This is a genomic window from Paenibacillus sp. LK1, assembly GCF_002750415.1.
Classification (GTDB): Bacteria; Bacillota; Bacilli; order Paenibacillales; family Paenibacillaceae; genus Paenibacillus; species Paenibacillus taichungensis.
The window spans coordinates 236909-260450 of record NZ_PEII01000011.1 but is presented as its reverse complement, the minus strand read 5'-3'; the positions used below and the strand labels follow the sequence as shown (position 1 = coordinate 260450).

The window sequence follows — 23542 nt, the reverse complement described above, 5'->3', positions numbered from 1 at the left end:
GTTTGTGATTTTACAAATCGCAGCGATTGTACTGAGCTATCTGCTCGGTTCAATCAGCTTTAGTGTCCTCCTTGCAAAAGCACTACGGGGGATCGATATCCGTCAACACGGAAGCGGAAATGCAGGGGCTACCAATACTTTGCGGATATTGGGTAAAGGACCAGCAATTCTGGTACTGCTGTTGGATGTACTCAAAGGTATTGCGGCCGTTTGGATTGGGGTTTGGTTCAGCAATGGTTCCGATTGGATTCCTGCACTTAGTGGTATAGCTGCCATTGCAGGACATAACTGGCCGCTGTACTTCCGTTTCCGTGGAGGAAAAGGAATTGCGACAGCGATTGGTGTACTCGTGACTCTTGCACTTATTCCTGCGCTATGCGCCGGGGTATTTGCGATCCTGTCCATCGTATTGACACGATATGTTTCATTGGGTTCCCTTATTTTTGTAGCTTTGACACCGCTCTTCATCCTTGTGTTACCCGGATATTCGATGAGTATCTTCTGGGGAAGTCTGATTATTTGTCTGTTTGCGTTCTGGAGACATCGTACCAATATTGCGAAGCTCGCCAAAGGACAGGAAAATAAATTGGGATCGAAAAACCCTGGAGGGGGAAAACGCGTTGTCTAAAAAAGTTGCTGTTCTGGTTGCTGGCAGTTGGGGTACTGCACTTGCCAGTGTATTGGCTGCCAATCAACTGGATGTGATCATGTGGACACGTGGTGAAGACCAGGCCGCAGAGATCAATAATAAACATACAAACCAACGCTTCCTTCCCGATGCAGAGCTGTCACCTCGTATTCAGGCAACCACGGATATGGCGACGGCAGTTGAAGGGGCTTCTGCTGTGTTAATTGTTGCTCCATCATCGGCGATGCGTTCGGTTGCACATCAGCTTAAGGCCTATTACAAACCGGAAATGTTAGTCATTCATGCAACCAAGGGTTTTGAGACAGAAAGTCTGAAACGTATGTCCACGGTCATTTCGGAAGAACTCGAATGTGAAGAAGGCCGTGTCGTTGTACTTTCTGGTCCAAGCCATGCGGAAGAAGTGGTTAAGCGTTGCCCAACGACGGTTGTTGTGGCATCACTGGATAAAGCTTCTGCCGAGGCGGCTCAAGGTTTATTTATGAATGCTTATTTCCGTGTGTACACGAATCGAGATATGATCGGTGTAGAACTGGCGGGAGCGTTTAAAAATATTATCGCGCTAGGAGCTGGTATGTCAGACGGGCTTAACTTTGGTGACAATGCCAAAGCAGCGTTGTTAACACGCGGGCTTGCCGAAATCACACGCATCGGTGTGGAGATGGGAGCGAATCCGCTCACGTTTTCTGGACTCGCAGGGATCGGTGATTTGGTCGTGACTGCGACCAGTCAGCACAGCCGTAATTGGAGAGCTGGCTCCTTGCTGGGCAAAGGACAGAAGCTGGACGATGTTTTGAATTCCATGGGCATGGTTGTGGAGGGTATTCGGACCACGCAGGCCGCCCACTTTATTTCTCAGAAATACGGTGTGCAAATGCCGATTGCAGATCAGCTTTATCACGTTCTTTTTCAAGAGAGACAGCCGCGGGATGCGGTTGAAGCTTTGATGGGACGTGATCCCAAGACCGAAATGGAAGTCATGACGCTTGAAACATGGGAGCAGTGGCATTCCTGATGGTAGCGTAGGCAGCTTTCCCGAAATGAGAAGCCTCTTCACCTTTTTTGCGGTGCACTCATATTATACACATGAGTATTGCCGGAGGAGGGGAGACGAATGGCTAACAACATTTCCAAGGAAGCGCTGAAAGCGATCAACAAAAAAACAGGGAAATCGATTACGGAAGGTGCCGTCAAGAAATTGGCGAGTACAGTAAAACCGTCCACCATGCAGAATGAAGCTCAATTGCGCCAACTGATCAAGCAAGTATCCGCCATGGCAAAAGTGCCGGTATCTGAGGATACAGTTCAGGATATCGTGAGTGCCGTCAAAAAAAGCGGATTAAACCCAAACAGTATGGAATCATTAATGAAAATGATGATGAAAAAATAATAGATCGCGCCTGCGTGCAGGCGATCAGGCAAGACAAAAAGACGAGTCGGCATCTGCCGGCTTGCTTTTTGTCTTTTTTTTTGGAAAGCTGAGCAATGTTTCGTGTTATAATAGTTGCAATTGTCACAGTGTCAGTGATGAATAACGGACTGAAGGGGAGAACTCTGGATTATGAACGCGATGGACAAGATGTGGCTTTCATTGGTCGCAATCCTTATTATGGGACTATCTGTATTCCTGATTACGTTTGCTCGATCCAAAACGAAAGGTATTGTACGGGGGATTCTTTCTTTAATTGCTTTTCTCATTATGCTGATTGGCTTCTTCGGCGGAATAGCTTCTCTGACTTGATCTTTCTCGCCTGAGAGATAACATCCGCATAAACACATCATAAGAACTGACACAACGAAAACGGATGAAGGGAAGGTGAGCCGATGAGGTCGCATGAAACGGAGGATCGGATAGAGCGCTATCCAGAATTACAAGCGGCTTTGCTGGAAACGGCGAAAGCTTGGGATGCAGAGCCTTATACGTGGCTGCTTGGGGGAAGCTGTGGGTTGTTGCTCCAACAGGTGGAATTACAGCAGGCTCCCAGAGATATTGATGTTTACGCTGACATCACCGCCGCGAAGTTGCTTCATAAATCTGCGCCTGGAATGGTGCTGGACGAGCCTGTCGTAGATAAAACTGGACCTTATGCCTCGCTGCTCAGTCATTATCAGGTAGGGACTTGTGCGTTGGAACTGGTTGGTGGTTTCGAAGTGTGGTCACGTAAAAGTTGGTACCGCATTGAAATTGAGCATATATTGGCCAAGTATGCACCTGAAGCCAAAGTGGGTTCTTACACATTGCGTTTAATGCCGCTTGCTCATGAGCTGTTGTTCAATCTAATGAGAGGCCGTGCCGATCGTTATGAACCCATTGCAAGACAGATCCGGCAGATGCCCAAATCACATCAACCTCTAATGACTTTATTGGGGAAGCAAAATATATGGACAAGCCGATTCAGAGCAGAAGTGGAAGAGCTTGTTGGCTTCGAATGGCCTCAATAGGTTGGGAGGAAGAATGATGGATTACAATATTACATTTTTACCGCAAAATAAAACGATTCGGCTAAAGCCGGGTGTAACACTGCTAAATGCTGCACGTCGTGCAGGGGTGAAAATTGCAACGCGATGCGATGGAAAGGCAGCCTGTCTGATGTGTAAGGTGAAAGTAGATTCGGAACATCTTGCAGCGCTTCATCCACCAACAGATGCGGAGAAGCGTAAGCTAGGTTCCCTGCTGGATGTAGGTACTCGGTTGTCATGTCAGGCAAAGGTGCGGGGATCGGTGATGGTTCATGTTCCGGAGGACCCGCTGAAGGCAGCGATTCGTAAACAATTGGAGCGTCAACAGCAGGAAGAGGACGATTGGTTCTAAGAATACCTGAGTGGAACGATTTCAAGGAGGATACGGATGAACGAGAATATGGCGAAGGTCGCGAAACCAAGAGGGCAGAGGCGTCATTTGCAGAAGATGTCCTGTCTACTCTTGTTCCTATTGTTTGCATTTACAGCAACGGGGTGTATGTATCAATCCCAGAGTAATCCTGATCCCAAAATAGCTTATAGGGAAAGCGTAAGCCGTATTCAAACTGCGGTAGAAGCATTCCAACAGGATCAGGGGATTTTGCCCATGGTCAATGCAGATATAGAAACACCGAAATATGAAAAATTCAGAGTAGATCTGTCCAAGCTGAAACAGCAGGGGTATCTGGATGAAATACCCGGCACTGCGTTTGAAAGTGGTGGGAGCGCTTACTTTCTCATTCAGGATGAAGAAGTGAACCCGACAGTCAAAGTCATGGATCTTCAAACCGTACAGAAAGTAAATGATGTTCAGCGAATGGTCAACCAGTACAAGTCCGTACATAACAATCAACTGCCAAGTGGGGAAGAATTGTATCCGAATCTATACGCTGTAGATATGGAACAAGCCGCACAGGTAGGTGCCCCAGCGGTTACACTGAATAGTGTATATTCGGGTCAGGAACTGCCTTTCATGATGGATGACGAGGGCAATGTCTATGTGGATTATGCTTTTGACATTATGCAGGCTGTAGAGAAGTCAGATAATGCTCCAACAAAAGTGGAAGATATGCGTGAATTCTTGCTGGAGCATTCTTACTTTGTCCCTGTAAAATCGGTCGCCTATACCTGGCAGAATAACACCCCGGTTGCAACAAAGTAATAATGAGCGTTAATTCAATTCGAATGCATGCAATCAATGATTATCCTTAAGGTAAAAAAAGAGATATTCCGCATCACGGAATATCTCTTTCTTGTATGTTGGTTTATAGTTCACATCATAAGGACCATAAACTATATTCAGATTACGTTGTTCAGACCTCCACTTTATAACTCAAGTCAAGTTCATCGCCGGGTAATCCCCGAATACCCCAATGACTACGCGGTGTTTCAAATATGGTGATCTCCACATCATTAGGTGATAACTTCAACTGTTCATTCATTCGTGTGAATAATTGCTGAATAAGTTCTTTCTTGACTTGATCTGTGCGGCCTTCGAACATGCTAATTTCAATAATGGTATATGCTGCTGAACGATCAGAGGGAAAAAGAAAATCATCCGTGTCCATGGGAAAGTAACGTTGAAACTTCTTGTTCTCCGGTAATCCCACAACATCCACCATAACGGAGTGTATAACTTGTGAAAGCTGCGCTTTCAATGGATTCAGGTGCTCACCTAGTCCATATACTTTGATCTGTGCCATGCTCATCTCACCTTTCTCATCTCATTATCTCTGCTCTGCTAAAAAATGCCTTACCCTCACAGTATACCTTCTGCACGGCATGAACGGTACCACGAAAACCAAATCAACGAACCGGCATAAAAGTTTCGGCACGCTCATAAAGTAGATTGAAATAAAGACGCGCAGTCCGAGAGCGGGGCGATTCTCTTAAGGCAACTACCTTGAGAAAAAAACAAAAAATACGCGTCATAATGCTGCATACGGATACATAAGATGATACTAGTCCAATTGCATGTACGAGTTAACGCCGCTTTCGCCGGTTTCATCAGAATGCAACGTTCGGCGGCGGACGACTTCCGGGCACTCACAAAGGCGGCTCTACCGTTGCAGGGATTTCAGTCTTCTGATTGAAAAAACGAAGCGGATGCTCTTTAGCATTTTTCCTTCGGAGTAATTTAGGGAGGGGATTTCATTGGAGAAAGTGGACATTTTTAAGGACATTGCCGAGCGGACCGGAGGGGATATCTATCTCGGGGTTGTCGGCGCAGTCCGGACAGGTAAATCAACATTTATCAAACGTTTCATGGAAACGATTGTACTGCCAAACATCACAAACGAGGCAGACCGCGGGAGGGCAGTTGATGAACTGCCACAGAGCGCAGCTGGCAAAACAATCATGACTACGGAGCCAAAATTCGTACCTAATAACGCGGTTCAAATCAAGGTCGCCGAGGGACTTGATGTCAATGTGCGCCTTGTGGATTGTGTAGGCTACGCAGTGGAAGGAGCCAAGGGATACGAGGATGAGAATGGACCACGCATGATCTCCACGCCTTGGTTTGAAGAACCGATTCCTTTCCAGGAAGCTGCCGAAATTGGTACACGCAAAGTCATTCAGGAGCATTCCACATTGGGTGTGGTGGTCACAACAGATGGCACAATCGCTGAGATTGCCCGGAGTTCCTATGTGGAATCAGAGGAACGCGTTATAGCCGAACTGAAGGAAGTAGGCAAACCGTTTGTACTGGTGATCAACTCCACTCGTCCTCGCAGTGAAGAAGCGCTGCAGTTGCGAAGTGAGCTTGCTGCCAAGTATGACATTCCGGTTATGACACTCAGTGCAGCTACAATGACCGAAGATGATGTGACAGGTGTACTTCGCGAAGTGCTGTATGAGTTCCCTGTACATGAAGTGAATGTGAATTTGCCGAGCTGGGTGATGGTGCTGAATGAAAATCACTGGCTGCGCAGCAACTATGAAAATTCCGTTCGCGATACGGTTAAGGATATCCGCAGATTGCGTGACGTGGATCGGGTAGTTGCTCAGTTCATGGAATACGAATTCATCGACCGAGCCGGTCTGAGTGGTATGAACATGGGGCAAGGTGTGGCAGAAATCGATCTGTATGCACCGGATGAACTATATGATCAGATCCTCGTGGAAGTTGTTGGTATTGAAATTCGAGGTAAAGATCATCTGCTGCAATTGATGCAGGAATTCTCCCATGCGAAGAGGGAGTATGATCGCTTCGCTGAGGCGCTGGAGATGGTCAAAACGACTGGCTACGGCATCGCGGCTCCATCCCTCGCCGAAATGGCATTGGATGAACCAGAACTCATCCGGCAGGGTACCAAATTTGGCGTCCGCTTGAAAGCAACCGCACCATCCATTCACATGATCCGGGTCGATGTGGAATCGGAGTTTGCACCGATTATCGGAACGGAAAAACAGAGTGAGGAACTGGTGAGATACTTGATGCAGGACTTCGAGAACGATCCGATCAAGGTATGGGATTCAGATATGTTCGGTCGTTCACTGCATTCCATCGTGAGAGAAGGCATTCAGGGTAAAATTGCGATGATGCCAGACAACGCACGATATAAATTGCAAGAGACGCTGGGACGTATTATTAACGAAGGTTCCGGTGGATTAATCGCTATAATTCTGTAAGTCCAAAAGGCCGTAGGGGTACCCCTCGCGGTCTTTTTCTTGTTTTATTTACATGATTCTGGATGAACTGGATAAGATACTTTAGTTTCGGATGAAAACTTAGCGAGTTTTAGCTTTAAATTACTAAAACCCATTTACATACTAGGGATTAGCCGTTATATTAATATTCAACTATTGTGATCGAGATCACAGAGAGTGTGAACAGGGGGAGAAAGAGATGAGAGGGAAAAACACAAAATGGGTATGGTTGAGTGTGCTGCTTGTATTTACATTGGCGCTGTCCGCTTGCGGAATTAAAAAAGAACCTGCTTCAACTACAGCTTCCGGCGCAGCAGAGGACAAGCCTCAAACCGAAGCAGTAACAGGCCCACTCAGTGGAAAACGAATTGCACTGATTATGGAATTTAACACAGGTACGTTCTCACAGCAATATGTGCAAGGGGTTAAAGAAGAAATCGAAAAATTCGGAGGACAACTGACTACGTTTGTCGCCGATAATGATAAAGCCAAAATGGTATCGTTGCTCGATAGCGCAATTAACCAGAAATTCGATGCCATTCTAACGGATCATGGGGATTCCTTGCTGACGCCGGGCGTGAAAAAGGCAGTAGAACAAAACATTCCGGTTGTTGTGTTCGATGCAGACATTAGCGTTCCGGGAGCAACAGTGTTGTCCCAGGATGATCAGAAGATGGCTGAGCTTACGCTGGAGCAAATGAAAAAAGATATTAACGGACAAGGCAATATCGTAAAAGTATGGGTAGCCGGTTTTGCACCAATGGAACGTCGTCAAATTGCTTATGGCAAGTTCCTGAAAGAAAACCCGGACATTAAGGAGATTGCAACGTTTGGTTCAGCACAGAATCCAGCGCTGGATACGCAAGCCAAAATGGAAGCGATTCTGAAACAATATCCAAAAGGTGAAATCACGGCGGTATGGACTGCTTGGGATGAGTTCGCTAAAGGTGCAGCACGTGCCATTCAGCAAGCAGGACGTGATGAGATCAAGGTATATGGTATTGACATGAGTGATGAAGATTTGCAGATGATCCAGGATCCGAAAAATCCTTGGGTAGCTTCCGCAGCGGTTGATCCAACAGACATTGGACGTGTTCAGGTTCGTTATGCGTACCAGAAGCTGAATGGGGATGAGACAGAGGATCAAGTGGTTCTCAACCCGGTTTATGTACAGCGCGATGCGCTGCCAGACAAACAAATCTCCACTTCAGAGCTGTCCGAGTATGTTGAGGGCTGGGGAGGAAGTACACAGGGAATCAAGGATTGGATGTCGGAATACGGAGTTACTGCTAAATAAAACAGCGTAACGGAGGCGCGCCACAAGGCGCGCTTTTTCCAACCATGATGTAAATATAACTAATTACATGAGAATAGTGTACTCCCGGAGGGGAGCGATTGGAGGTTGGCGTCATGAGTACTGCACCGATTCTGCTTCAAATGGAACATATCCACAAGCAGTTTGCAGGCATTCCTGCACTGAAAGACGTGGAGTTCTCCGTGAAAGGCGGGGAAATTCATGCGCTGCTTGGTGCGAATGGTGCCGGCAAGAGCACATTGATGAAAATTCTATCTGGTGCCTATCAACTGGATCAGGGCACCATTCAATTAAGTGGGCAAACAATTCATCTGAATTCACCAGGAGATGCTAAAGCGAGTGGAATTCACTGTGTGTACCAGGAAGTGGATGCTGCGCTAGTTCCACAATTGACAGCTGCCGAGAACATTATGCTGGATCAATTGGCGTCGCCGAGTGGAGGTTGGTGGAAAAGCCCGCGGAAACTGCAACAGCGTGCGGCTGAAGCTTTGCAGCAATTAGGAGCGGCTATATCGGTTCACAAAAAAGTAGCCGACCTGACACTCGCGGAGAAGCAGATGATTCTGCTCGCACGTATCCTGATTCAGGATGCCAAGGTCATTATTTTTGATGAACCAACTGCACCGCTGAGCCAGGAAGAAACGGATGCTTTTTTTCGAATCGTTCATTTATTGAAAGAACGCGGAGTGGCATGTATTTTTATTACGCACCGTCTTCCTGAAGTTACAAGTCACTGTGACCGCGTTACCGTTATGAGAGATGGACAACATGTGTTCACGGGTGAGGCAAAAGAGCTTACCATCAATGATTTGGTGACGCAGATGCTCGGAAAACCGTTTGAGGAAGAGTTCCCCAAGACAGAAGCCCCGGTAGGTGAAGTGCTGATGGAAGCAAGAGGACTTCGGCGTGGAGTCCGGGTCAAGGGCGTGGACCTGTCTGTTCGTCGAGGCGAAGTGCTTGCTGTGGTAGGGCTTGTAGGTGCGGGGAAAACGGAATGTTCCCGCTTGTTGATAGGTGCAGATCGGCTGGAGAGTGGAGAGATTCGGCTTAACAATCGTGAACTTCGTCTTTCCCAACCAGCTGATGCTGCGGCTCAGGGCATTGTCTCCGTGCCTGAGGAACGGCGGAAACAGGGGATTTTAATTGAGGAAAACGTAGAACGGAATTTGAGCCTGCCTTTGCTTGCACGTCTTAGTAGATTAGGTTTTGTAAGTCGAAAGCGAGAGCGTGAGAATGCGGAATCTTTGGTGCAGCAGCTCGGTATCAAAACATCGTCAGTGCGGCAGGAAGTGAAGTATTTAAGCGGTGGCAATCAGCAAAAGGTGGCCATTGGCAAATGGCTGAATGCGGACGCAGACGTCTTTATCTTTGATGAGCCGACAAAAGGTGTGGATATCGGCGCCAAAAGTGACATCTTTCGCATCATTAACGAACTGGCTTTGGCGGGTAAAGCTGTTATCTATTTCACGTGTGAACTGGATGAAGGATTGGGCATTGGTGATCGAATTGCAGTCATGTGTGAAGGAACTATCGTAAAGGAATTCAAACGGGGCGAGACTAACCAAGAACAGCTGCTATACTATGCAAGCGGTGGACAAGAGGTGGGAGCATGAAAGATAAATCATTGGATTTTGCGTTCCGTTATGGCGCAATTATCGTTATTATTGGTGTTATAGCATTTTTCGGTATTAAATTGCCTTATTTCTTCACATATAGTAACTTGACCGATATTTTGGGTTCAATCTCTATCGTGACATTTGTGGCGATTGGTGTTACCTTATCTCTCATTGTTGATGGATTTGACCTCTCGGTGGGGGCTACCGTCTCGTTAACTACTGTCGTTACTGCTTCATTGATGATTTGGTATCAGCAGCCGCTGGCAGTTGTCATTATCGTCCCACTAATTATTGGGGCTGTGATTGGTTGGCTTAATTCCTTGCTTATTGTGAAACTGCGTATCCCGGATCTACTCGCTACACTTGCCACGATGTACATTATCGGTGGAATTCATAAAACGTATGCTCAAGGATACACGATCTATAACCATATGCAGTTTCCTGACGGAAGCAAGGCTGCCGGAGAGATGGACCCCACATTTCTGCAGCTTGGGCAGGGAAAATGGCTGGGAATGCCGATTTCGGTCATCCTGCTGCTCATTGCGGTTATCGGTGTGCATATCTTTTTGACCTATACGAAGTATGGGCGCCAGATGTACGTTACGGGGGGCAATGAAGAAGCGGCACGCCTATCCGGTATCAAGGTGAAAAAGGTGCGTACACTCGCTTATGTAGCTGCTGGAGTGTTTGCTGCAATCGGCGGTATTATCTATGCATCCAAAGTAGGTTCAGGGCAAATCGATGCGGGATCACCGTTGTTAATGGAATCCGTGGCTGCTGTGTTTGTCGGATTCTCCGTATTTGGTGCAGGTAAACCAAACGTGATCGGAACATTCATCGGTTCGGTTCTGATTGGTGTTCTGGTGAACGGTCTGACTATGATGAATGTTCAATATTTCACGCATGATATTGTAAAAGGTGGGGTGCTCGTGCTTGCCCTGGCGGTTACATTTTACGTGTTAAACCGCAACCGCACTTGAAATTGTGTGCTGTCTGTATTAGTATAAAATTTGTTCGGCGTCTGAAACAACCTTTGTTTCAGGCGACATTCTGCCAGAAATGACTGTTGACCGCAGGCCGAGATTTCTGTTCATCACGCTCAAGATGTACGTAGATTTTTTGTGTATGAACGTATATTTCGCTATAAAACGGAAACACAGTATAACATTCAGGACATTGATTCAGGAGGTGAAAAAACAAATGAACAAATCAGACTTGATTACACACGTGTCCGAAGCTACTGAATTGTCCAAAAAGGATGTAACGAAAGCGGTTGATGCCGTATTCGAAGCAATCTCTGAGGCTCTTCAAAGCGGAGACAAAGTACAATTGGTTGGTTTTGGGAACTTCGAAGTTCGCGAGCGCTCTGCACGTAAAGGACGCAACCCGCAAACAGGTGAAGAAATCGAAATTCCTGCGAGCAAAATTCCTGCATTCAAACCAGGTAAAGCGCTCAAAGACGGAATTAAATAAGATTTCTACATATTCCATATGTCGACAAAAAGACCGTGACTTGTTCACGGCCTTTTCTTTTGTCCTTTAATTATTTTTCTTCCTGCCATCTTGCGATTCCGGATCATCCGGTTGCTGTGCATAGGCAATCAGAATAAGCTCTTCTCCAGCTGCTGCGGACATATGCTGTTCGGTTTCTTTTAACTGGTGAATATGCTCGTCTGTTAGTGCTGCGGGAATGTACTTCATATAAACTCTCCTTTCTGTGGCAGGGTCACTTGTAGTATGACCTGGGAGTAAAAGATTATTGCGCTCCATCCACATAAGGGCTGGTTGACAAATGAAACAATATTTATCATCATTAACGCTATTGAACTAGGAGAGGGGATGTGCGTGATGGATCATCCAACCGGCAGTGATTATATCGTAATTAAGGCGGAGGAGAACGGTGTTCAGGTGATCGGCTTAACCCGAGGTCAGGATACCCGCTTCCACCATACGGAGAAGCTGGATAAGGGAGAAGTCATGTTTGCCCAGTTTACCAATCATACTTCCGCCATTAAAATCCGTGGAAAAGCCACGCTGATTACGAAGCATGGACAGATTCAGTCGGAATAATGAAAATTGCAGGCATAGCCTGCTTTTTTTCATTGTACAATGAGGTATGAGCCTTTACCGGACAGACTACACTAATAGGTAAGGGCAGGGAGGCATTTATGAAACCGCGGATGATCGTGACTGCTTCACTGCTGGCAACGGTTGCGGCGGTCCTTCTGCTTGTTGCCATACAAACCTTACATATGCGTACCTTGGGCGGTGAAAACGTACAACCCGTTTCTGTGGCGCAGCATCCCGTCCAGCTAACAGAAGACAATCTGGTGGACGTGCTGAGCACCATGAAATTATCGACACCCATTGCCAGGGTGGAGTGGAAACAATCCATTTTGACACTTGATCTAAAGGTTACCGGAACCAGCACAAGTTACACCGAAATCTATGGTAATATGGCTGCTGTGGCAGATTTAGGATTTCGAAGTCTGGATAACGTGGAACAGGTGATGCTGCGTGTTATGGCAGAAGATGAATGGCTTCATAAAAGACATTTGTTGCTCGCTGCCGATTTTCGGCGTGGGGAATGGCCAATGTATGCAATCGAAACGCTTCGAGACTGGAATAGTCCGATCCTCTCGGACGAATTAAAGGACTGGTTTCACATGATGGAGACCGAACTTTGGAAGAAGCAATTCGAAATGTCAAGTCAGGGGTAATAGAATAGCATGATTCAGTGCGTGCCCGATAAACATATGCTATAATATATAAGATTGTAGTGCAGAAATGGTTTAACAATGTAAAGGCTCGGAGGCTGAGAATGAATTCATATCGCGTACCCCAACTAGCAAAGAAATATACGGATTACGACATGATTCGACAACATACGGAAATCCCATCATTTCCGGATAGCCGGGCTCGTCTGCTGCAGGTATTTGTGGGCCGCACAGACGAAAAGGTGCATGATGAGCTATACGCTCTCGCAACCTCGCTCGTTCAGTTGGCCATGGATACGCATGATCGAATCGATACGATATCCGGAGAGCGTAGAGAACTGGAGATGCGTTCACGCCAGCTGAACGTGCTTGCCGGAGATTATTTCAGTAGTCGTTTCTATCAGTTGCTTGCCCATGCAGGTAAAATTGAAATGATCGGTAAACTTAGTGGTGCTGTATCCGAAGTGAATGCACGCAAGATGACGCTGTATGAACGGATGAAAAAGCTTCTCGTTTCGGCTGAAGAATACTTGCGTGAAACAGTACAGCTGAAGATGCAGCTGTTTCTTTCTTTTACAGGCATGATCCGTGATAACGAAGCATCGCTATGGAACGACCTGTTGGCCGAATTCAGCTACTGCGAGACAATTATGGAAGAGCTGCGTCGGATGAATGACGAACAGAGATTTTATCACAGTTATGCTTTCTGGCATATTTACGAGTACGGTAATGACGATGAGCGAAAAATGCTGCGTCAGCCCGAGCCGGATACAAGAGCATGGAGCGGTATGGTGCTGAAGTATCGGATCGGCGAGTTTTTGCTGGACAAGCTTCGTGAGTGTACACACCGTATACAACTGTTGCTGCAAGACGAGGAAGATCAACTGGGCCTGCATGAGATCAATGCAATCCTGGAGCCTTACCTGACGTATTTGCAGCCTTCACATGCGGCAGTTAGGGAAGATTGAGGGGGAGACAGACGAATGGGGAGCGGAGAGACCAAACCTAAAGAAGAATTTGTCCATTCTGTTTTTCAGAGTATAGCTGGTAAATATGACGTCATGAATGATATTCTGAGTTTCCGCAGGCACAAAGCTTGGCGTAAATTTACCATGAAGAAAATGAATATGTCCAAAGGCGATACCGGTCTCGATTTGTGCTGCGGCACGTGTGACTGGACACTTGCCATGGCCCAAGCAAGTGAAACGGGTCACATGCATGGACTTGATTTTAGCAGCAATATGCTGGAAGTTGGACAGACCAAAGTTGATGCTGTAAACCGTCAGAAACAGATCACGCTGGTTCAAGGCAATGCGATGTCACTTCCCTTTGAAGACAATTCATTTGATTATGTCACCATTGGATTTGGACTTCGCAATGTACCTGATCTCAGACAAGTTCTGTCAGAGATGAAGCGTGTAGTGAAACCGGGAGGCATGGTAGTTTGTCTGGAGTTGTCTAAGCCGACATGGCAACCATTTAAAGCTATTTATTATTTTTATTTCGAACAACTATTACCGAACATTGCCAAATTGTTTGCCAAACGTTATGAGCAGTATAAATGGCTGCCGGACTCACTGGCACTTTTTCCAGGGAGGAAGGAACTGGCCGACATTTTTGCAGAAACCGGATTAAAGCAAGTGCAGGCCTATCCTCTGACCGGAGGTATTGCGGCATTGCATATTGGAACCAAGGAGAATCAGCATGTTTAGGAAAATTCGCATCTTTTTAGAAATGATTAAGATTGAACATACGCTTTTCGCATTACCTTTTGCATTTATGGGGGCCATTCTCGGTTCCATGGTAGTGAATGATACATTCCCGACCTGGATGCAGATAATGTGGGTATTACTGGCTATGATTGGTGCAAGAAGTGCTGCTTTTGGCTTGAACCGCATGATTGACCAGGCCATAGACAAGAAAAATCCACGTACCGCAATGAGAGCAATTCCCGCCGGTTTGTTGAAAAATGGTGAGGTCGTTATTTTTATCATAGTATCGTTTGTGCTCTTGTTCTGGGCTTCATCCAACCTTAACGTGTTATCCATGCAGCTGTTGCCGATAGCTGTATTTATGCTGGTATTGTATTCATATACCAAACGTTTCACCTGGTTGTGCCACGTAGTGCTCGGTATGACCATTGGTCTGGCTCCACTGGGGGGCTGGGTAGCGGTAACGGGTACGATGGATTGGACAGCGATTGTACTGTACGTTACGATTGTGTTCTGGACTGCAGGGTTCGATATCATCTATGCATGTCAGGATCTGGATTTTGATCAGGGCGAGGGTCTTCATTCCATACCTTCCCGTTTTGGTCTTAACAAATCATTGCAGATCGCAAAGTTCTTCCACGTGATTACCGCAATCGGTTTTCTTGCTTTGTTATTGTTGACTGATCTGAGCTGGTGGTATGGTGCCGGAATGCTGATTACTTATGGTATCCTCTTCTATGAACACTATATTGTATCGCCAAATGACATGAGCCGCGTGCAGACCGCATTCTTTACAATGAACAGTGTGCTAAGTCTGGTTGTATTTACATTTACTTTAATTGATCTGGCGGTGAAATAAAGATGCAGCAGCCGGACAATAAACGACTAGTTGTCGGAATTACCGGGGCCAGTGGAAGTATATATGGCATCAGATTAATTGAAACGCTGCTTGATCTTGAATACACCGTGCATCTGGTGATCTCCAATGCCGGGTGGCGTGTATTAAAAGAAGAAATGGACTGGGATGTTACGAATCGGGACCGTGTGCTGGAAGAAAAATTCGGCGGCCGTGCGGGTTCCCTGATCTATCATCCCGTTAGTGATATTGGTGCCTCCATCGCAAGTGGTTCTTTCTTGGCAGAAGGCATGATTATAATGCCGTGCTCCATGGGTACTCTTTCATCCATTGCACAAGGTTCGTCGGACAATCTAATGTCCCGGGCTGCAGATGTCATGATGAAAGAGGGAAGAACGCTGATTTTGGTGCCACGTGAGACGCCACTGCATGCAATCCATCTGGAAAACATGCTGAAACTCTCACGGCTTGGTGTCCGAATGATACCAGCCATGCCTGCTTTTTATTACAAACCCCAAACGATGGACGAGTTGATTCTATTTCTGGTGGGTAAAGTGCTTGATAGTCTGCGCATCCCGCATCAACTGTTTACCAGATGGGGAGAACCGGATGAACGGGGATAACTTCTTAGCTTCCTGCAATTTTGAATCTGCTGACCGAATTGCAGGGGCAATTTGTTGTCCCCCAATCCCGGGGTATTGGTGAGCGCTGATGGTGACCTTTGGATGGAACCACAGCCTTGACCCATGCTCCGGCAACTTCTGTACTTATGTTTCAGAACAAGTCGCAGAGTTTAATTCCCGGATGTCGGCCTTGACATTCGAAGAAGAGTAGTACGTCTCAGAAGAACACAAGCAGGAAAGGCAAGCCCTGGTTTTTCGTTATGCCTGCAGGCCCGACTTGCTGGAGGGGAAGGTAAGCATGGATTTATGGACTGACAATACGCTGACACGGGTGAACGAATGAAACTATTGGATATTTTCGGATTGTTAAAAAAAGACATGGACTACATTGAAAAAGAGTTGTATCGCAGTGTTCAGGGAGAACAGAAGCTGCTAAGTGAAACGTCACTTCACCTGCTCAAGGCAGGGGGTAAGCGTTTGCGTCCGGTATTTGTGTTACTCGGTGGGAAATTTGGTACATACGATATTGAACGTCTGAAGCTGGTAGCGGTTCCGTTGGAACTAATTCATTCGGCTTCACTGGTTCACGATGATGTTATTGATAATGCCGCGACACGAAGAGGTAAACCAACGGTGAAGTCCAAATGGGATAATCGGATTGCCATGTACACCGGAGATTACATTTACGGCAAGGCGCTTGAGATGACTGCGGGCCTGTCCGATCCGGCGATACACCGTATTCTGGCCAAAGCGATGGTGCAGATGTCCATTGGTGAAATGGAGCAAATTCGGGACTTTTTCAATACGGGACAAAGTGTACGTAACTATCTCTTACGAATTCGTCGCAAAACGGCGCTTCTTATTGCTGTCAGCTGCCAGCTGGGGGCGCTTGCTACTCGTGCGCCGGAACATGTATCTTCGTTGCTGTACACCTATGGTTACAACGTGGGTATGGCGTTCCAGATACAAGATGATGTACTTGATCTGGTTGGTACCGAGAAGCAATTGGGCAAGCCTCCAGGGAGTGATATGAAGCAGGGAAATATCACGCTGCCTGTACTTTATGCATTGCAGGAACCTAATTTGCGTGAACCTTTGCTGGAGGAGATAACCCGCGTTCAGCACGAGGAGGGACGGGCGAGTGCATCCGATGCAATTGGCATGATTCGCCAAAGTCAAGGAATTGCTAAAGCAGAAGCCCTGGCTGACCGATATATGAAGAAAGCGCTCGATGCTCTGGATCAACTACCTAACATCAAGACCACCAAAAACTTGCGTGATATCGCTCATTTTGTGGTCAAACGTACGCATTAATATGTTTGAACATTAGACTGCTATGGACGGGCATCTTTTCATGAATGCAGTTCCTCGTGTAGCTGTCTCTTACTCAAAAATAACATTTATGTGATATTCCTCATTGGGAGGATTTGGACATGTATGTTACAATCAAAGGGATTGCGTTTACATAATGAAATAACTTTGAACCGTGAGTGAGGAGTGAGCCTATGGATCGTACATTTTTGATGGTGAAGCCGGATGGTGTGCAGCGTGGATTGATAGGGCGTATCGTTAGCCGTCTGGAAGACAAAGGATTTAAGTTGGTGGCAGGCAAGCTGGTGCAGATGTCTGAAGATCAGGCCAAACGCCATTATGCTGAACATGAGGGGAAACCGTTCTTCGATGATCTGGTTCGTTTTATCACATCTGGACCTGTATTTGCTATGGTCTGGGAAGGTGACGACATCGTGGCACTTGCGCGCATCGTAATCGGGAAAACCAATGTGAAGGAAGCGGCTCCGGGTACAATTCGCGGAGATTTCGCCAGCCACACACCGCATAATCTGATTCATGGGGCGGATTCACCGGAAAGCGCCACTCGTGAAGCAGCAAACTTCTTTACTCCGGATGAGCTGGTAACGTACGACAAGAGCATCGCAGCCTGGTTGTAATTTTTTAGCCAGAAGGGTGATACGATGCTGGAGCAGGAACAACTACTAGACCCGGATTACGCCGGATTTATTCGGAAAATCAAAGAGAGCACAGGCATTGATCTTGCTCAATACAAGGAAGGCCAGATGAAAAGACGGCTGACCACACTTCGTAACAAAAACGGATTTCATACGTTTTCTATCTTTTTTGATGCCATGCAAAAGGACAAGTCCTTGTTTTATGAGTTTCTGGATCGCATGACCATTAACGTCTCGGAATTTTGGCGTAACCCTAATCGCTGGGAAGTACTGCGGGATGAAATCCTGCCTGAGTTACTAGGTCCGAAGCGTGGCGTTAAAGTGTGGAGTGCCGCTTGTTCTACAGGCGAAGAACCGTACACGCTAGCGATGATTCTGGACACGATGGGCATTCTTAAGGGAAGCTCCATTACGGCAAGTGACTTGGATGAAGGTGCTCTCGCTAAAGCCAAGGAAGGGCGTTATATGGAACGCTCGCTTAAAGATGTTCCGAAGGAAACAGCCAATCGATACTTCAAGCAGGATGGCTTGGTGTACCGTATTGATGAACAACTGAAAAGTTCAGTTAAGTTCATGAAGCAAAATCTGTTACTGGATCGTTTTGACGAAGGATATGATCTGATTGTGTGTCGTAATGTCATGATCTATTTTACCGAGGAAGCCAAAAACCTGTTGTATCACAAGTTTGCAACAAGTTTGCGTCCAGGTGGTATTTTGTTCGTGGGCAGTACGGAACAGATTTTTTCCCCGGGACAATATGGTCTGGAGACAGCGGAAACATTCTTTTATCGCAAAAAATAATTTTAATTATTTCATAACCGTCTGGCGTGCACATGTATATGTGTCCAGGCGGTTATTTGCATAATGAATGAATGGATACTTCTTACAGTCGTCGACATCTCAATCAATCACCATTCGAGTCCAATCCAGTTTAGGACAAGAAACGACCAGTTTTCTTGTCAAAGCCGGTCAGCTATACTATAATAAGCAAAGAAATTATGGGATTTTAGCAATGTGAAGTTTAACAGTTTAAAGGGGGAACGTATTATGAGTTTACGCTATTTAACCGCAGGGGAGACGCACGGACCCCAATTAACCGCAATTATTGAAGGATTGCCAAGCAATCTGAATATTGACTTTGAAGAACTGAATTTTCAGCTTCACCGCCGCCAGAAAGGATATGGCCGTGGACGTCGCATGCAAATTGAGAAGGATCAGGCCAATTTCGTTGGTGGTATCCGTCACGGATATACAACAGGTGCTCCTGTAGCATTGGTTGTTCAAAATAATGACTGGAAACACTGGCAGAATATTATGAATATTGAGCCGATTGAAGGCAGTGACGAAGAGAAACGTCGCGTTCATCGTCCACGTCCGGGACATGCTGATTTGAATGGTGGGCTCAAATATAACCTGAAAGATTTGCGTAATGTACTGGAGCGTTCCAGTGCCCGTGAAACAACGGTGCGTGTAGCATGTGGTGCTATTGCACGTCAATTCCTTGCTGAATTCGGAATCAAAGTAGCTGGACGTGTGTTGCGTATCGGAGAAATTGAAGCTCCTTATCAAGATCTGCCGATCGATGAACTGATCGAAGTGACAGAAGCTTCTTCCGTGCGTGTAACCGATGCTGAAACCGAGAAAAAGATGGAAGCCTACATTGATCAGATCAAGCAGGAAGGCGACTCCATCGGTGGAATCGTGGAATGTATCGTTGAAGGTGTACCTGTAGGGCTTGGTAGTCACGTGCAGTATGACCGTAAACTGGATGCACGGATTGCTCAGGGTGTAATGTCCATTAACGCATTCAAGGGTGTGGAAATTGGTATTGGGTTCGAAGCTGGAACGATTCGTGGTTCTCAGGTGCATGATGAAATCGTGCATAGTGAAGAGCGTGGTTATCACCGAGCTACCAACCGTTTGGGCGGATTCGAGGGCGGAATGACTAACGGTATGCCAGTTGTGGTACGTGGGGTTATGAAACCTATTCCTACGTTGTACAAACCGCTTCAAAGTGTGGATATCGATACAAAAGAAGCATTTACAGCCCAGGTTGAGCGTTCTGATGCATGTGCTGTTCCGGCAGCTAGCGTCGTAATGGAGCATGTGGTAGCCTGGGAAATTGCAAAAGCTTTCCTTGAGAAATTTGGCGGAGACTCCATGGAGGAAATTCGCGCTAACTTTGCTAACTACAATAATCAACTGGAGAATTACTAAGATGCGCCAGCTGACGGTGCAGTTGGAGGAACGCTCTTATCCAATCCTAATTGGCAGCGGCCTGTTGGCTCAAGCACCTCAATATTTTGAGCAATATGGCTTAACCAAAAAAAGCCCCTTACTCATTATTACTGATGAGCATGTGGCACCCAAATACTTGTCCAATCTGGAAAAAACGCTGAGTACGGCTGGTTTTACAGTCGTCTCCGCAATTGTTCCATCGGGTGAAACATCGAAATCCCTTTCGGTATATCAGGATATGATGACTGTCGCCATCGAAGGCAAACTGGATCGCAGTTCGGCGATTGTTGCTCTAGGCGGGGGTGTAGTAGGGGATCTGGCTGGTTTTGTTGCTGCTACATATATGCGTGGAATCAAGTTTGTACAGGTGCCTACGACGATCCTTGCGCATGACAGCAGTGTTGGCGGCAAGGTAGCTGTCAATCATCCGCTGGCTAAAAATATGATCGGTGCATTCCATCAGCCAGAGCTGGTACTCTATGATGTGGATACTCTTCAAACCTTACCGCCACGTGATGTCTCGGCTGGTTTGTCAGAGATGCTGAAGCACGGACTGATTCGGGATGAAGCTTTTGCATACTGGTGTGAGGAACATGCAGATGAGCTGCTTGCTCTTGATCCAGAAGCTCTGGGATATGGCTTGGAACGAGGCTGTGGTATTAAAGCAGAGATTGTGTCACGTGACGAACGAGAAAATGGAGAACGTGCATTGTTAAACCTGGGTCATACGATTGGTCATGCTATTGAAGCGATTGCTGGTTACGGCGAATTTCTGCATGGTGAAGCCATCTCGATTGGTATGGCGGGCTCGGCATTGCTCGGCGAGAAGTTGGGAGCTCCAGCAGGACTCTATGACGACACGGTTCGCATGTTGCGTTCATTGCGCCTTCCGGTGACGATGCCAAAACATCTGGATACGGATGCATTAATGGATGCAATGATGCACGACAAAAAGTTCCGTGAGGGCCATATGGTCTTCATTATTCCTGACCGGATCGGCGCTGCCAGAATTGTAAAGGATGTACCGGTTACGGCAGTACGCGAAGTCATTGAAATGCTCAAGAAGGGAGATTAAAAGCGATGGTTACTCGGGGAATTCGCGGGGCTACTACGGTCACGCATAATAACGAAGAACATATTTTGAAAGAAACGGCTGTACTTTTGCAGGAAATCGTGGATCGTAACGAGATCCAACCCGAAGATATTTGCAGTGTCTGGATTACGATGACTGGAGATCTGGATGCAGCTTTCCCAGCAAAGGCAATTCGCCAGTTGGATGGCTGGGAGCTTGTACCTTTGATGTGTGCATTAGAAGTTCCGGTTGCAGGCGCCTTGCCACAGTGCATCCGTTTTATGGTACATGTTAACACTGCAAAAGGTCAGAATGAAATCAACCATGTGTATCTTAACGGTGCACAGTCTCTGCGTCCCGATTTGGCGGCACCTTCCAATTCGTAAGATTAGAGTGGTTGTCAAATCATTCGGAATGATGTATAGTGAGAACCAGTTGAGTAGAGTAGAGATTGAGCTGAGAGCAGCTGAGATGAGTGGAGTATATAGCAGAGTCCAGCGGGTGGTAACCGGAGTAACAGAAGCCGGTCAACTGATTCGCGGTACGTCGAGCTACGGAATTATTAGAAACAGGATGAAGGAATGCAAACGTGTCTAGCGACATCGTTTTGTTTAGGTATAACACGACCGATATCCTCTTGCATTTTATGAAAGAATGAGTGCTCTGGGTGAGAATTAGTGTATGCCGGTACATTTCCTTGTATTTGATGGATTGATATTACATCCATACAACAGCCTGTGTGATAATTCGGTAAGGATGCATGTATAGGGACTTGTTATTTATGAAGCACCAACCTGTTGAAACAGCTTATAACCAAACCTCTACCTGATGGTAGAGGTTTTTTTTGTATATTGAATTGTTTCTTCTACCCATATAGGTTCAACTAAACTTTTTACACAAAAACGGAGAGGACAGAAATAACCTGAAGAAGCGGAGCGTTCGCCTTTATCACCGGATTTTCCCTTTAGAAGGGGAATCAAAAAATCTGGGGATAACAGCAATCGGCAGGGTGTTCTGTCATCGGAGTGCTCAGTGTAAACCTCTTTAGTTGAACTTATATAAATCTGAAAGGACGTGATCTGATGATAACGCCAAACGTTAATCAAGTACTGAAAATGTCGAATGAATATAATCTGATTCCGGTAGTCAAACGGATTCTGGCAGACATGGAGACCCCGATTCGGATTTTCCGCCGTTATGCTGACAACGACCGGGCATTTCTGCTGGAAAGTGTGGAGGGGGGAATTCAATGGGCGAGATATTCCTTCATCGGTACAGATCCGTTCCTGATGATCTCGGCCAAAAAAGGGCGGATCGTGGTAGAAGAAGCGGGACAGATTCGAGAACTGCCAGGCAAGCCGATTGAAGAGCTCAAAGCGCTGCTGCGTAAGTATCGCAGTCCGAAAGATGATGAACTGCCGCCATTTACAGGCGGGGCCATTGGTTTCTTTGGATACGATCTGCTGCAATATTATGAGAAGCTTCCGGCCCACGCGCTGGATGATCTGAAAATGGATGATATTCGCTTCATGTTCTGTGACCAGATTATTGTGTTTGACCATGTGAAGCAGCAGATGCTACTTGTGGGCAATGTACATGTGAAAGACGGTGCAACGGATGATAATATCCGTCAAGCTTATGCTTTAACTTCTGAGAAGCTGGAACAGGCGGCTGAACGCTTGCAGCAGCAAGGACCAGGGGAAAACCTGAATCCGCGTTCCATTCCAGGAGACGTGGAACTGGGGGATATTCGATCCAATCTCACGAAGGAACAGTTTATCGGAAATGTAGAGCAAGCCAAAGAGTACATTCGGGCAGGAGATATTTTTCAAGTGGTATTATCCCAACGTTTCCATATAGATACCGAAGTTTCTCCGCTGCATGTATATCGCGTGCTTCGGACGTTGAATCCATCACCCTACATGTATTATCTGAAGATGGACGATGAAATTATTGTAGGGACTTCACCGGAAGCGTTGGTAAAAGTGGATGGAAACCGCGTAGAGACACGGCCGATTGCGGGGACTCGTCCAAGAGGAGCTACGGAAGCAGAAGATCGTGCATTAGCGGCAGATCTGTTGCAGGATGAGAAGGAACGTGCGGAACATCTGATGCTTGTTGATCTGGGGCGTAATGATCTGGGACGTGTGTCTAACTTCGGAAGTGTGAAATGTGACATGTTCATGGAGATTGAACGATATTCCCACGTCATGCATATGGTGTCCAACGTTACAGGTGAGCTTAGAGAAGACAAGGATTTCTTTGATGCATTTCTTTCATGTTTGCCAGCGGGGACGGTATCCGGTGCGCCGAAGCTGCGTGCGATGGAGATTATCGCGGAACTGGAAAAAGAAGCGCGGGGTGCTTATGCAGGTGCTATCGGTTATCTTGGTTTCTCAGGAAACATGGACTCCTGTATTACAATTCGAACGATTATCTTCAAAAAAGGAAAAGCTTATGTGCAGGCTGGAGCCGGAATTGTATGGGATTCGGTGCCTGAGAATGAATATGAAGAAACAGTAAATAAAGCCAAAGCGCTGCTGAAAGCGATTCGCACAGCAGAAGCGATGTTTCCTGCCAAAGAGAAGGATCACACCTTGAAACTTGCCAACGCCGATTATTTTGTTACCCCAGCCACTGCTGCACAAAACTGAGAGAGGAGAGACCGG

28 protein-coding genes are annotated in these 23542 nt (G+C 46.5%); 26 read left to right on the top strand and 2 right to left on the bottom strand.

Translation table 11 applies throughout. The features are described 5' to 3' along the window. Nucleotides 1–4: 4 nt before the first annotated feature. From plsY to CS562_RS23750, 7 genes are all read left to right on the top strand, one after another. Nucleotides 5–628, top strand: a complete 624-nt coding sequence (plsY, locus tag CS562_RS23780) for a glycerol-3-phosphate 1-O-acyltransferase PlsY (protein WP_076288925.1) — start codon at nt 5–7, stop codon at nt 626–628. Beyond that, entirely contained in the window at nt 621–1661 is a 1041-nt protein-coding gene (locus tag CS562_RS23775) for an NAD(P)H-dependent glycerol-3-phosphate dehydrogenase (RefSeq protein WP_076288926.1), read from the top strand. Before plsY ends, CS562_RS23775 begins: the two co-directional genes overlap by 8 nt. 99 nt (nt 1662–1760) lie before the next feature. After that, on the top strand, nt 1761–2036 hold the full coding sequence (locus CS562_RS23770; RefSeq protein ID WP_024630680.1) for a stage VI sporulation protein F: 276 nt from the start codon (nt 1761–1763) through the stop codon (nt 2034–2036). Between the two features lie 171 nt (nt 2037–2207). Further along, entirely contained in the window at nt 2208–2387 is a 180-nt protein-coding gene (locus tag CS562_RS23765; protein ID WP_053780676.1) for a DUF2768 family protein, read from the top strand. Between the two features lie 83 nt (nt 2388–2470). Then, the gene (locus tag CS562_RS23760; protein WP_099858406.1) at nt 2471–3088 is read left to right on the top strand and encodes a hypothetical protein; all 618 of its coding nucleotides are present in this window, start codon (nt 2471–2473) and stop codon (nt 3086–3088) included. Between the two features lie 16 nt (nt 3089–3104). Next, nucleotides 3105–3458, top strand: coding sequence for a 2Fe-2S iron-sulfur cluster-binding protein (locus CS562_RS23755; RefSeq protein ID WP_099858405.1), 354 nt, complete (start codon nt 3105–3107; stop codon nt 3456–3458). A 36-nt stretch (nt 3459–3494) separates the two neighbouring features. Further along, a complete protein-coding gene (locus CS562_RS23750; protein ID WP_257219590.1) occupies nt 3495–4268 on the top strand; it encodes a hypothetical protein in 774 nt (257 codons plus the stop codon). 151 nt (nt 4269–4419) lie between these two features. On the opposite strand, the gene CS562_RS23745 is transcribed toward CS562_RS23750, so the two are convergent. Next, a complete protein-coding gene (locus CS562_RS23745; protein ID WP_099858404.1) occupies nt 4420–4809 on the bottom strand; it encodes a tautomerase family protein in 390 nt (129 codons plus the stop codon). Between the two features lie 451 nt (nt 4810–5260). Between CS562_RS23745 and spoIVA the strand changes: the two genes are divergently transcribed. From spoIVA to CS562_RS23720, 5 genes are all read left to right on the top strand, one after another. Next, nucleotides 5261–6739 carry a stage IV sporulation protein A gene (spoIVA, locus tag CS562_RS23740; RefSeq protein WP_076288931.1) on the top strand — a complete coding sequence of 493 codons (1479 nt, stop codon included), beginning with the start codon at nt 5261–5263 and terminating at the stop codon, nt 6737–6739. 217 nt (nt 6740–6956) lie between these two features. Next, nucleotides 6957–8054 carry a sugar ABC transporter substrate-binding protein gene (locus tag CS562_RS23735; protein ID WP_076288932.1) on the top strand — a complete coding sequence of 366 codons (1098 nt, stop codon included), beginning with the start codon at nt 6957–6959 and terminating at the stop codon, nt 8052–8054. Between the two features lie 113 nt (nt 8055–8167). After that, on the top strand, nt 8168–9685 hold the full coding sequence (locus CS562_RS23730) for a sugar ABC transporter ATP-binding protein (RefSeq protein WP_099858403.1): 1518 nt from the start codon (nt 8168–8170) through the stop codon (nt 9683–9685). After that, nucleotides 9682–10668 carry an ABC transporter permease gene (locus tag CS562_RS23725; RefSeq protein WP_063566763.1) on the top strand — a complete coding sequence of 329 codons (987 nt, stop codon included), beginning with the start codon at nt 9682–9684 and terminating at the stop codon, nt 10666–10668. The genes CS562_RS23730 and CS562_RS23725 overlap by 4 nt, the downstream gene beginning before the upstream one ends. A gap of 220 nt (nt 10669–10888) precedes the next feature. Next, on the top strand, nt 10889–11161 hold the full coding sequence (locus CS562_RS23720; RefSeq protein WP_024630670.1) for an HU family DNA-binding protein: 273 nt from the start codon (nt 10889–10891) through the stop codon (nt 11159–11161). A 66-nt stretch (nt 11162–11227) separates the two neighbouring features. Here CS562_RS23720 and CS562_RS33065 read toward each other — a convergent pair whose 3' ends face one another. Continuing rightward, nucleotides 11228–11389, bottom strand: coding sequence for a hypothetical protein (locus tag CS562_RS33065; RefSeq protein WP_175382481.1), 162 nt, complete (start codon nt 11387–11389; stop codon nt 11228–11230). A 147-nt stretch (nt 11390–11536) separates the two neighbouring features. On the opposite strand from CS562_RS33065, the gene mtrB reads away from it, so the two are divergent. The 14 genes from mtrB (at nt 11537) to trpE (ending at nt 23527) form a co-directional block, all read left to right on the top strand. Further along, a complete protein-coding gene (gene mtrB / locus CS562_RS23715) occupies nt 11537–11758 on the top strand; it encodes a trp RNA-binding attenuation protein MtrB (protein ID WP_024630669.1) in 222 nt (73 codons plus the stop codon). A gap of 98 nt (nt 11759–11856) precedes the next feature. Next, nucleotides 11857–12408, top strand: a complete 552-nt coding sequence (locus CS562_RS23710; RefSeq protein WP_099858402.1) for a hypothetical protein — start codon at nt 11857–11859, stop codon at nt 12406–12408. A 101-nt stretch (nt 12409–12509) separates the two neighbouring features. Then, complete coding sequence (locus tag CS562_RS23705; protein WP_099858401.1) at nt 12510–13373, top strand: heptaprenyl diphosphate synthase component 1; 864 nt, start codon at nt 12510–12512, stop codon at nt 13371–13373. Nucleotides 13374–13388: 15 nt separating this feature from the next. Beyond that, on the top strand, nt 13389–14117 hold the full coding sequence (locus CS562_RS23700; protein WP_076288936.1) for a demethylmenaquinone methyltransferase: 729 nt from the start codon (nt 13389–13391) through the stop codon (nt 14115–14117). Beyond that, nucleotides 14110–14976: a UbiA-like polyprenyltransferase gene (locus CS562_RS23695; protein ID WP_063566766.1), complete on the top strand. Its 867-nt coding sequence runs from the start codon at nt 14110–14112 to the stop codon at nt 14974–14976. The genes CS562_RS23700 and CS562_RS23695 overlap by 8 nt, the downstream gene beginning before the upstream one ends. Nucleotides 14977–14978: 2 nt before the next feature. After that, nucleotides 14979–15596, top strand: a complete 618-nt coding sequence (locus tag CS562_RS23690; RefSeq protein ID WP_063566767.1) for a UbiX family flavin prenyltransferase — start codon at nt 14979–14981, stop codon at nt 15594–15596. A gap of 339 nt (nt 15597–15935) precedes the next feature. Further along, the gene (locus CS562_RS23685) at nt 15936–16910 is read left to right on the top strand and encodes a polyprenyl synthetase family protein (protein WP_053780687.1); all 975 of its coding nucleotides are present in this window, start codon (nt 15936–15938) and stop codon (nt 16908–16910) included. A 191-nt stretch (nt 16911–17101) separates the two neighbouring features. Next, on the top strand, nt 17102–17545 hold the full coding sequence (gene ndk, locus CS562_RS23680) for a nucleoside-diphosphate kinase (protein WP_063566769.1): 444 nt from the start codon (nt 17102–17104) through the stop codon (nt 17543–17545). Nucleotides 17546–17569: 24 nt separating this feature from the next. Further along, nucleotides 17570–18364, top strand: coding sequence for a CheR family methyltransferase (locus CS562_RS23675; RefSeq protein WP_076288938.1), 795 nt, complete (start codon nt 17570–17572; stop codon nt 18362–18364). Between the two features lie 246 nt (nt 18365–18610). Then, complete coding sequence (gene aroC / locus CS562_RS23670; RefSeq protein WP_063566771.1) at nt 18611–19780, top strand: chorismate synthase; 1170 nt, start codon at nt 18611–18613, stop codon at nt 19778–19780. Nucleotide 19781: 1 nt separating this feature from the next. Then, a complete protein-coding gene (gene aroB, locus CS562_RS23665) occupies nt 19782–20876 on the top strand; it encodes a 3-dehydroquinate synthase (RefSeq protein WP_099858400.1) in 1095 nt (364 codons plus the stop codon). A gap of 5 nt (nt 20877–20881) precedes the next feature. Beyond that, on the top strand, nt 20882–21259 hold the full coding sequence (aroH, locus tag CS562_RS23660; protein ID WP_063566773.1) for a chorismate mutase: 378 nt from the start codon (nt 20882–20884) through the stop codon (nt 21257–21259). Between the two features lie 49 nt (nt 21260–21308). Continuing rightward, a complete protein-coding gene (locus tag CS562_RS32660; RefSeq protein WP_170867816.1) occupies nt 21309–21470 on the top strand; it encodes a hypothetical protein in 162 nt (53 codons plus the stop codon). A gap of 485 nt (nt 21471–21955) precedes the next feature. Continuing rightward, a complete protein-coding gene (gene trpE / locus CS562_RS23655; protein ID WP_099858399.1) occupies nt 21956–23527 on the top strand; it encodes an anthranilate synthase component I in 1572 nt (523 codons plus the stop codon). Nucleotides 23528–23542: the final 15 nt, after the last annotated feature.

Bases quoted from the DNA above. Each gene is read 5' to 3' on its own strand.
- CS562_RS23770 (WP_024630680.1), top strand. From the start codon at position 1,761: ATGGCTAACAACATTTCCAAGGAAGCGCTGAAAGCGATCAACAAAAAA.
- CS562_RS23765 (WP_053780676.1), top strand. From the start codon at position 2,208: ATGAACGCGATGGACAAGATGTGGCTTTCATTGGTCGCAATCCTTATT.
- CS562_RS23760 (WP_099858406.1), top strand. From the start codon at position 2,471: ATGAGGTCGCATGAAACGGAGGATCGGATAGAGCGCTATCCAGAATTA.
- CS562_RS23755 (WP_099858405.1), top strand. From the start codon at position 3,105: ATGGATTACAATATTACATTTTTACCGCAAAATAAAACGATTCGGCTA.
- CS562_RS23750 (WP_257219590.1), top strand. From the start codon at position 3,495: ATGAACGAGAATATGGCGAAGGTCGCGAAACCAAGAGGGCAGAGGCGT.
- CS562_RS23745 (WP_099858404.1), bottom strand. From the start codon at position 4,809: ATGGCACAGATCAAAGTATATGGACTAGGTGAGCACCTGAATCCATTG.
- CS562_RS23735 (WP_076288932.1), top strand. From the start codon at position 6,957: ATGAGAGGGAAAAACACAAAATGGGTATGGTTGAGTGTGCTGCTTGTA.
- CS562_RS23730 (WP_099858403.1), top strand. From the start codon at position 8,168: ATGAGTACTGCACCGATTCTGCTTCAAATGGAACATATCCACAAGCAG.
- CS562_RS23725 (WP_063566763.1), top strand. From the start codon at position 9,682: ATGAAAGATAAATCATTGGATTTTGCGTTCCGTTATGGCGCAATTATC.
- CS562_RS23720 (WP_024630670.1), top strand. From the start codon at position 10,889: ATGAACAAATCAGACTTGATTACACACGTGTCCGAAGCTACTGAATTG.
- CS562_RS33065 (WP_175382481.1), bottom strand. From the start codon at position 11,389: ATGAAGTACATTCCCGCAGCACTAACAGACGAGCATATTCACCAGTTA.
- mtrB (WP_024630669.1), top strand. From the start codon at position 11,537: ATGGATCATCCAACCGGCAGTGATTATATCGTAATTAAGGCGGAGGAG.
- CS562_RS23710 (WP_099858402.1), top strand. From the start codon at position 11,857: ATGAAACCGCGGATGATCGTGACTGCTTCACTGCTGGCAACGGTTGCG.
- CS562_RS23705 (WP_099858401.1), top strand. From the start codon at position 12,510: ATGAATTCATATCGCGTACCCCAACTAGCAAAGAAATATACGGATTAC.
- CS562_RS23700 (WP_076288936.1), top strand. From the start codon at position 13,389: ATGGGGAGCGGAGAGACCAAACCTAAAGAAGAATTTGTCCATTCTGTT.
- CS562_RS23695 (WP_063566766.1), top strand. From the start codon at position 14,110: ATGTTTAGGAAAATTCGCATCTTTTTAGAAATGATTAAGATTGAACAT.
- CS562_RS23690 (WP_063566767.1), top strand. From the start codon at position 14,979: ATGCAGCAGCCGGACAATAAACGACTAGTTGTCGGAATTACCGGGGCC.
- CS562_RS23685 (WP_053780687.1), top strand. From the start codon at position 15,936: ATGAAACTATTGGATATTTTCGGATTGTTAAAAAAAGACATGGACTAC.
- ndk (WP_063566769.1), top strand. From the start codon at position 17,102: ATGGATCGTACATTTTTGATGGTGAAGCCGGATGGTGTGCAGCGTGGA.
- CS562_RS23675 (WP_076288938.1), top strand. From the start codon at position 17,570: ATGCTGGAGCAGGAACAACTACTAGACCCGGATTACGCCGGATTTATT.
- aroC (WP_063566771.1), top strand. From the start codon at position 18,611: ATGAGTTTACGCTATTTAACCGCAGGGGAGACGCACGGACCCCAATTA.
- aroB (WP_099858400.1), top strand. From the start codon at position 19,782: ATGCGCCAGCTGACGGTGCAGTTGGAGGAACGCTCTTATCCAATCCTA.
- aroH (WP_063566773.1), top strand. From the start codon at position 20,882: ATGGTTACTCGGGGAATTCGCGGGGCTACTACGGTCACGCATAATAAC.
- trpE (WP_099858399.1), top strand. From the start codon at position 21,956: ATGATAACGCCAAACGTTAATCAAGTACTGAAAATGTCGAATGAATAT.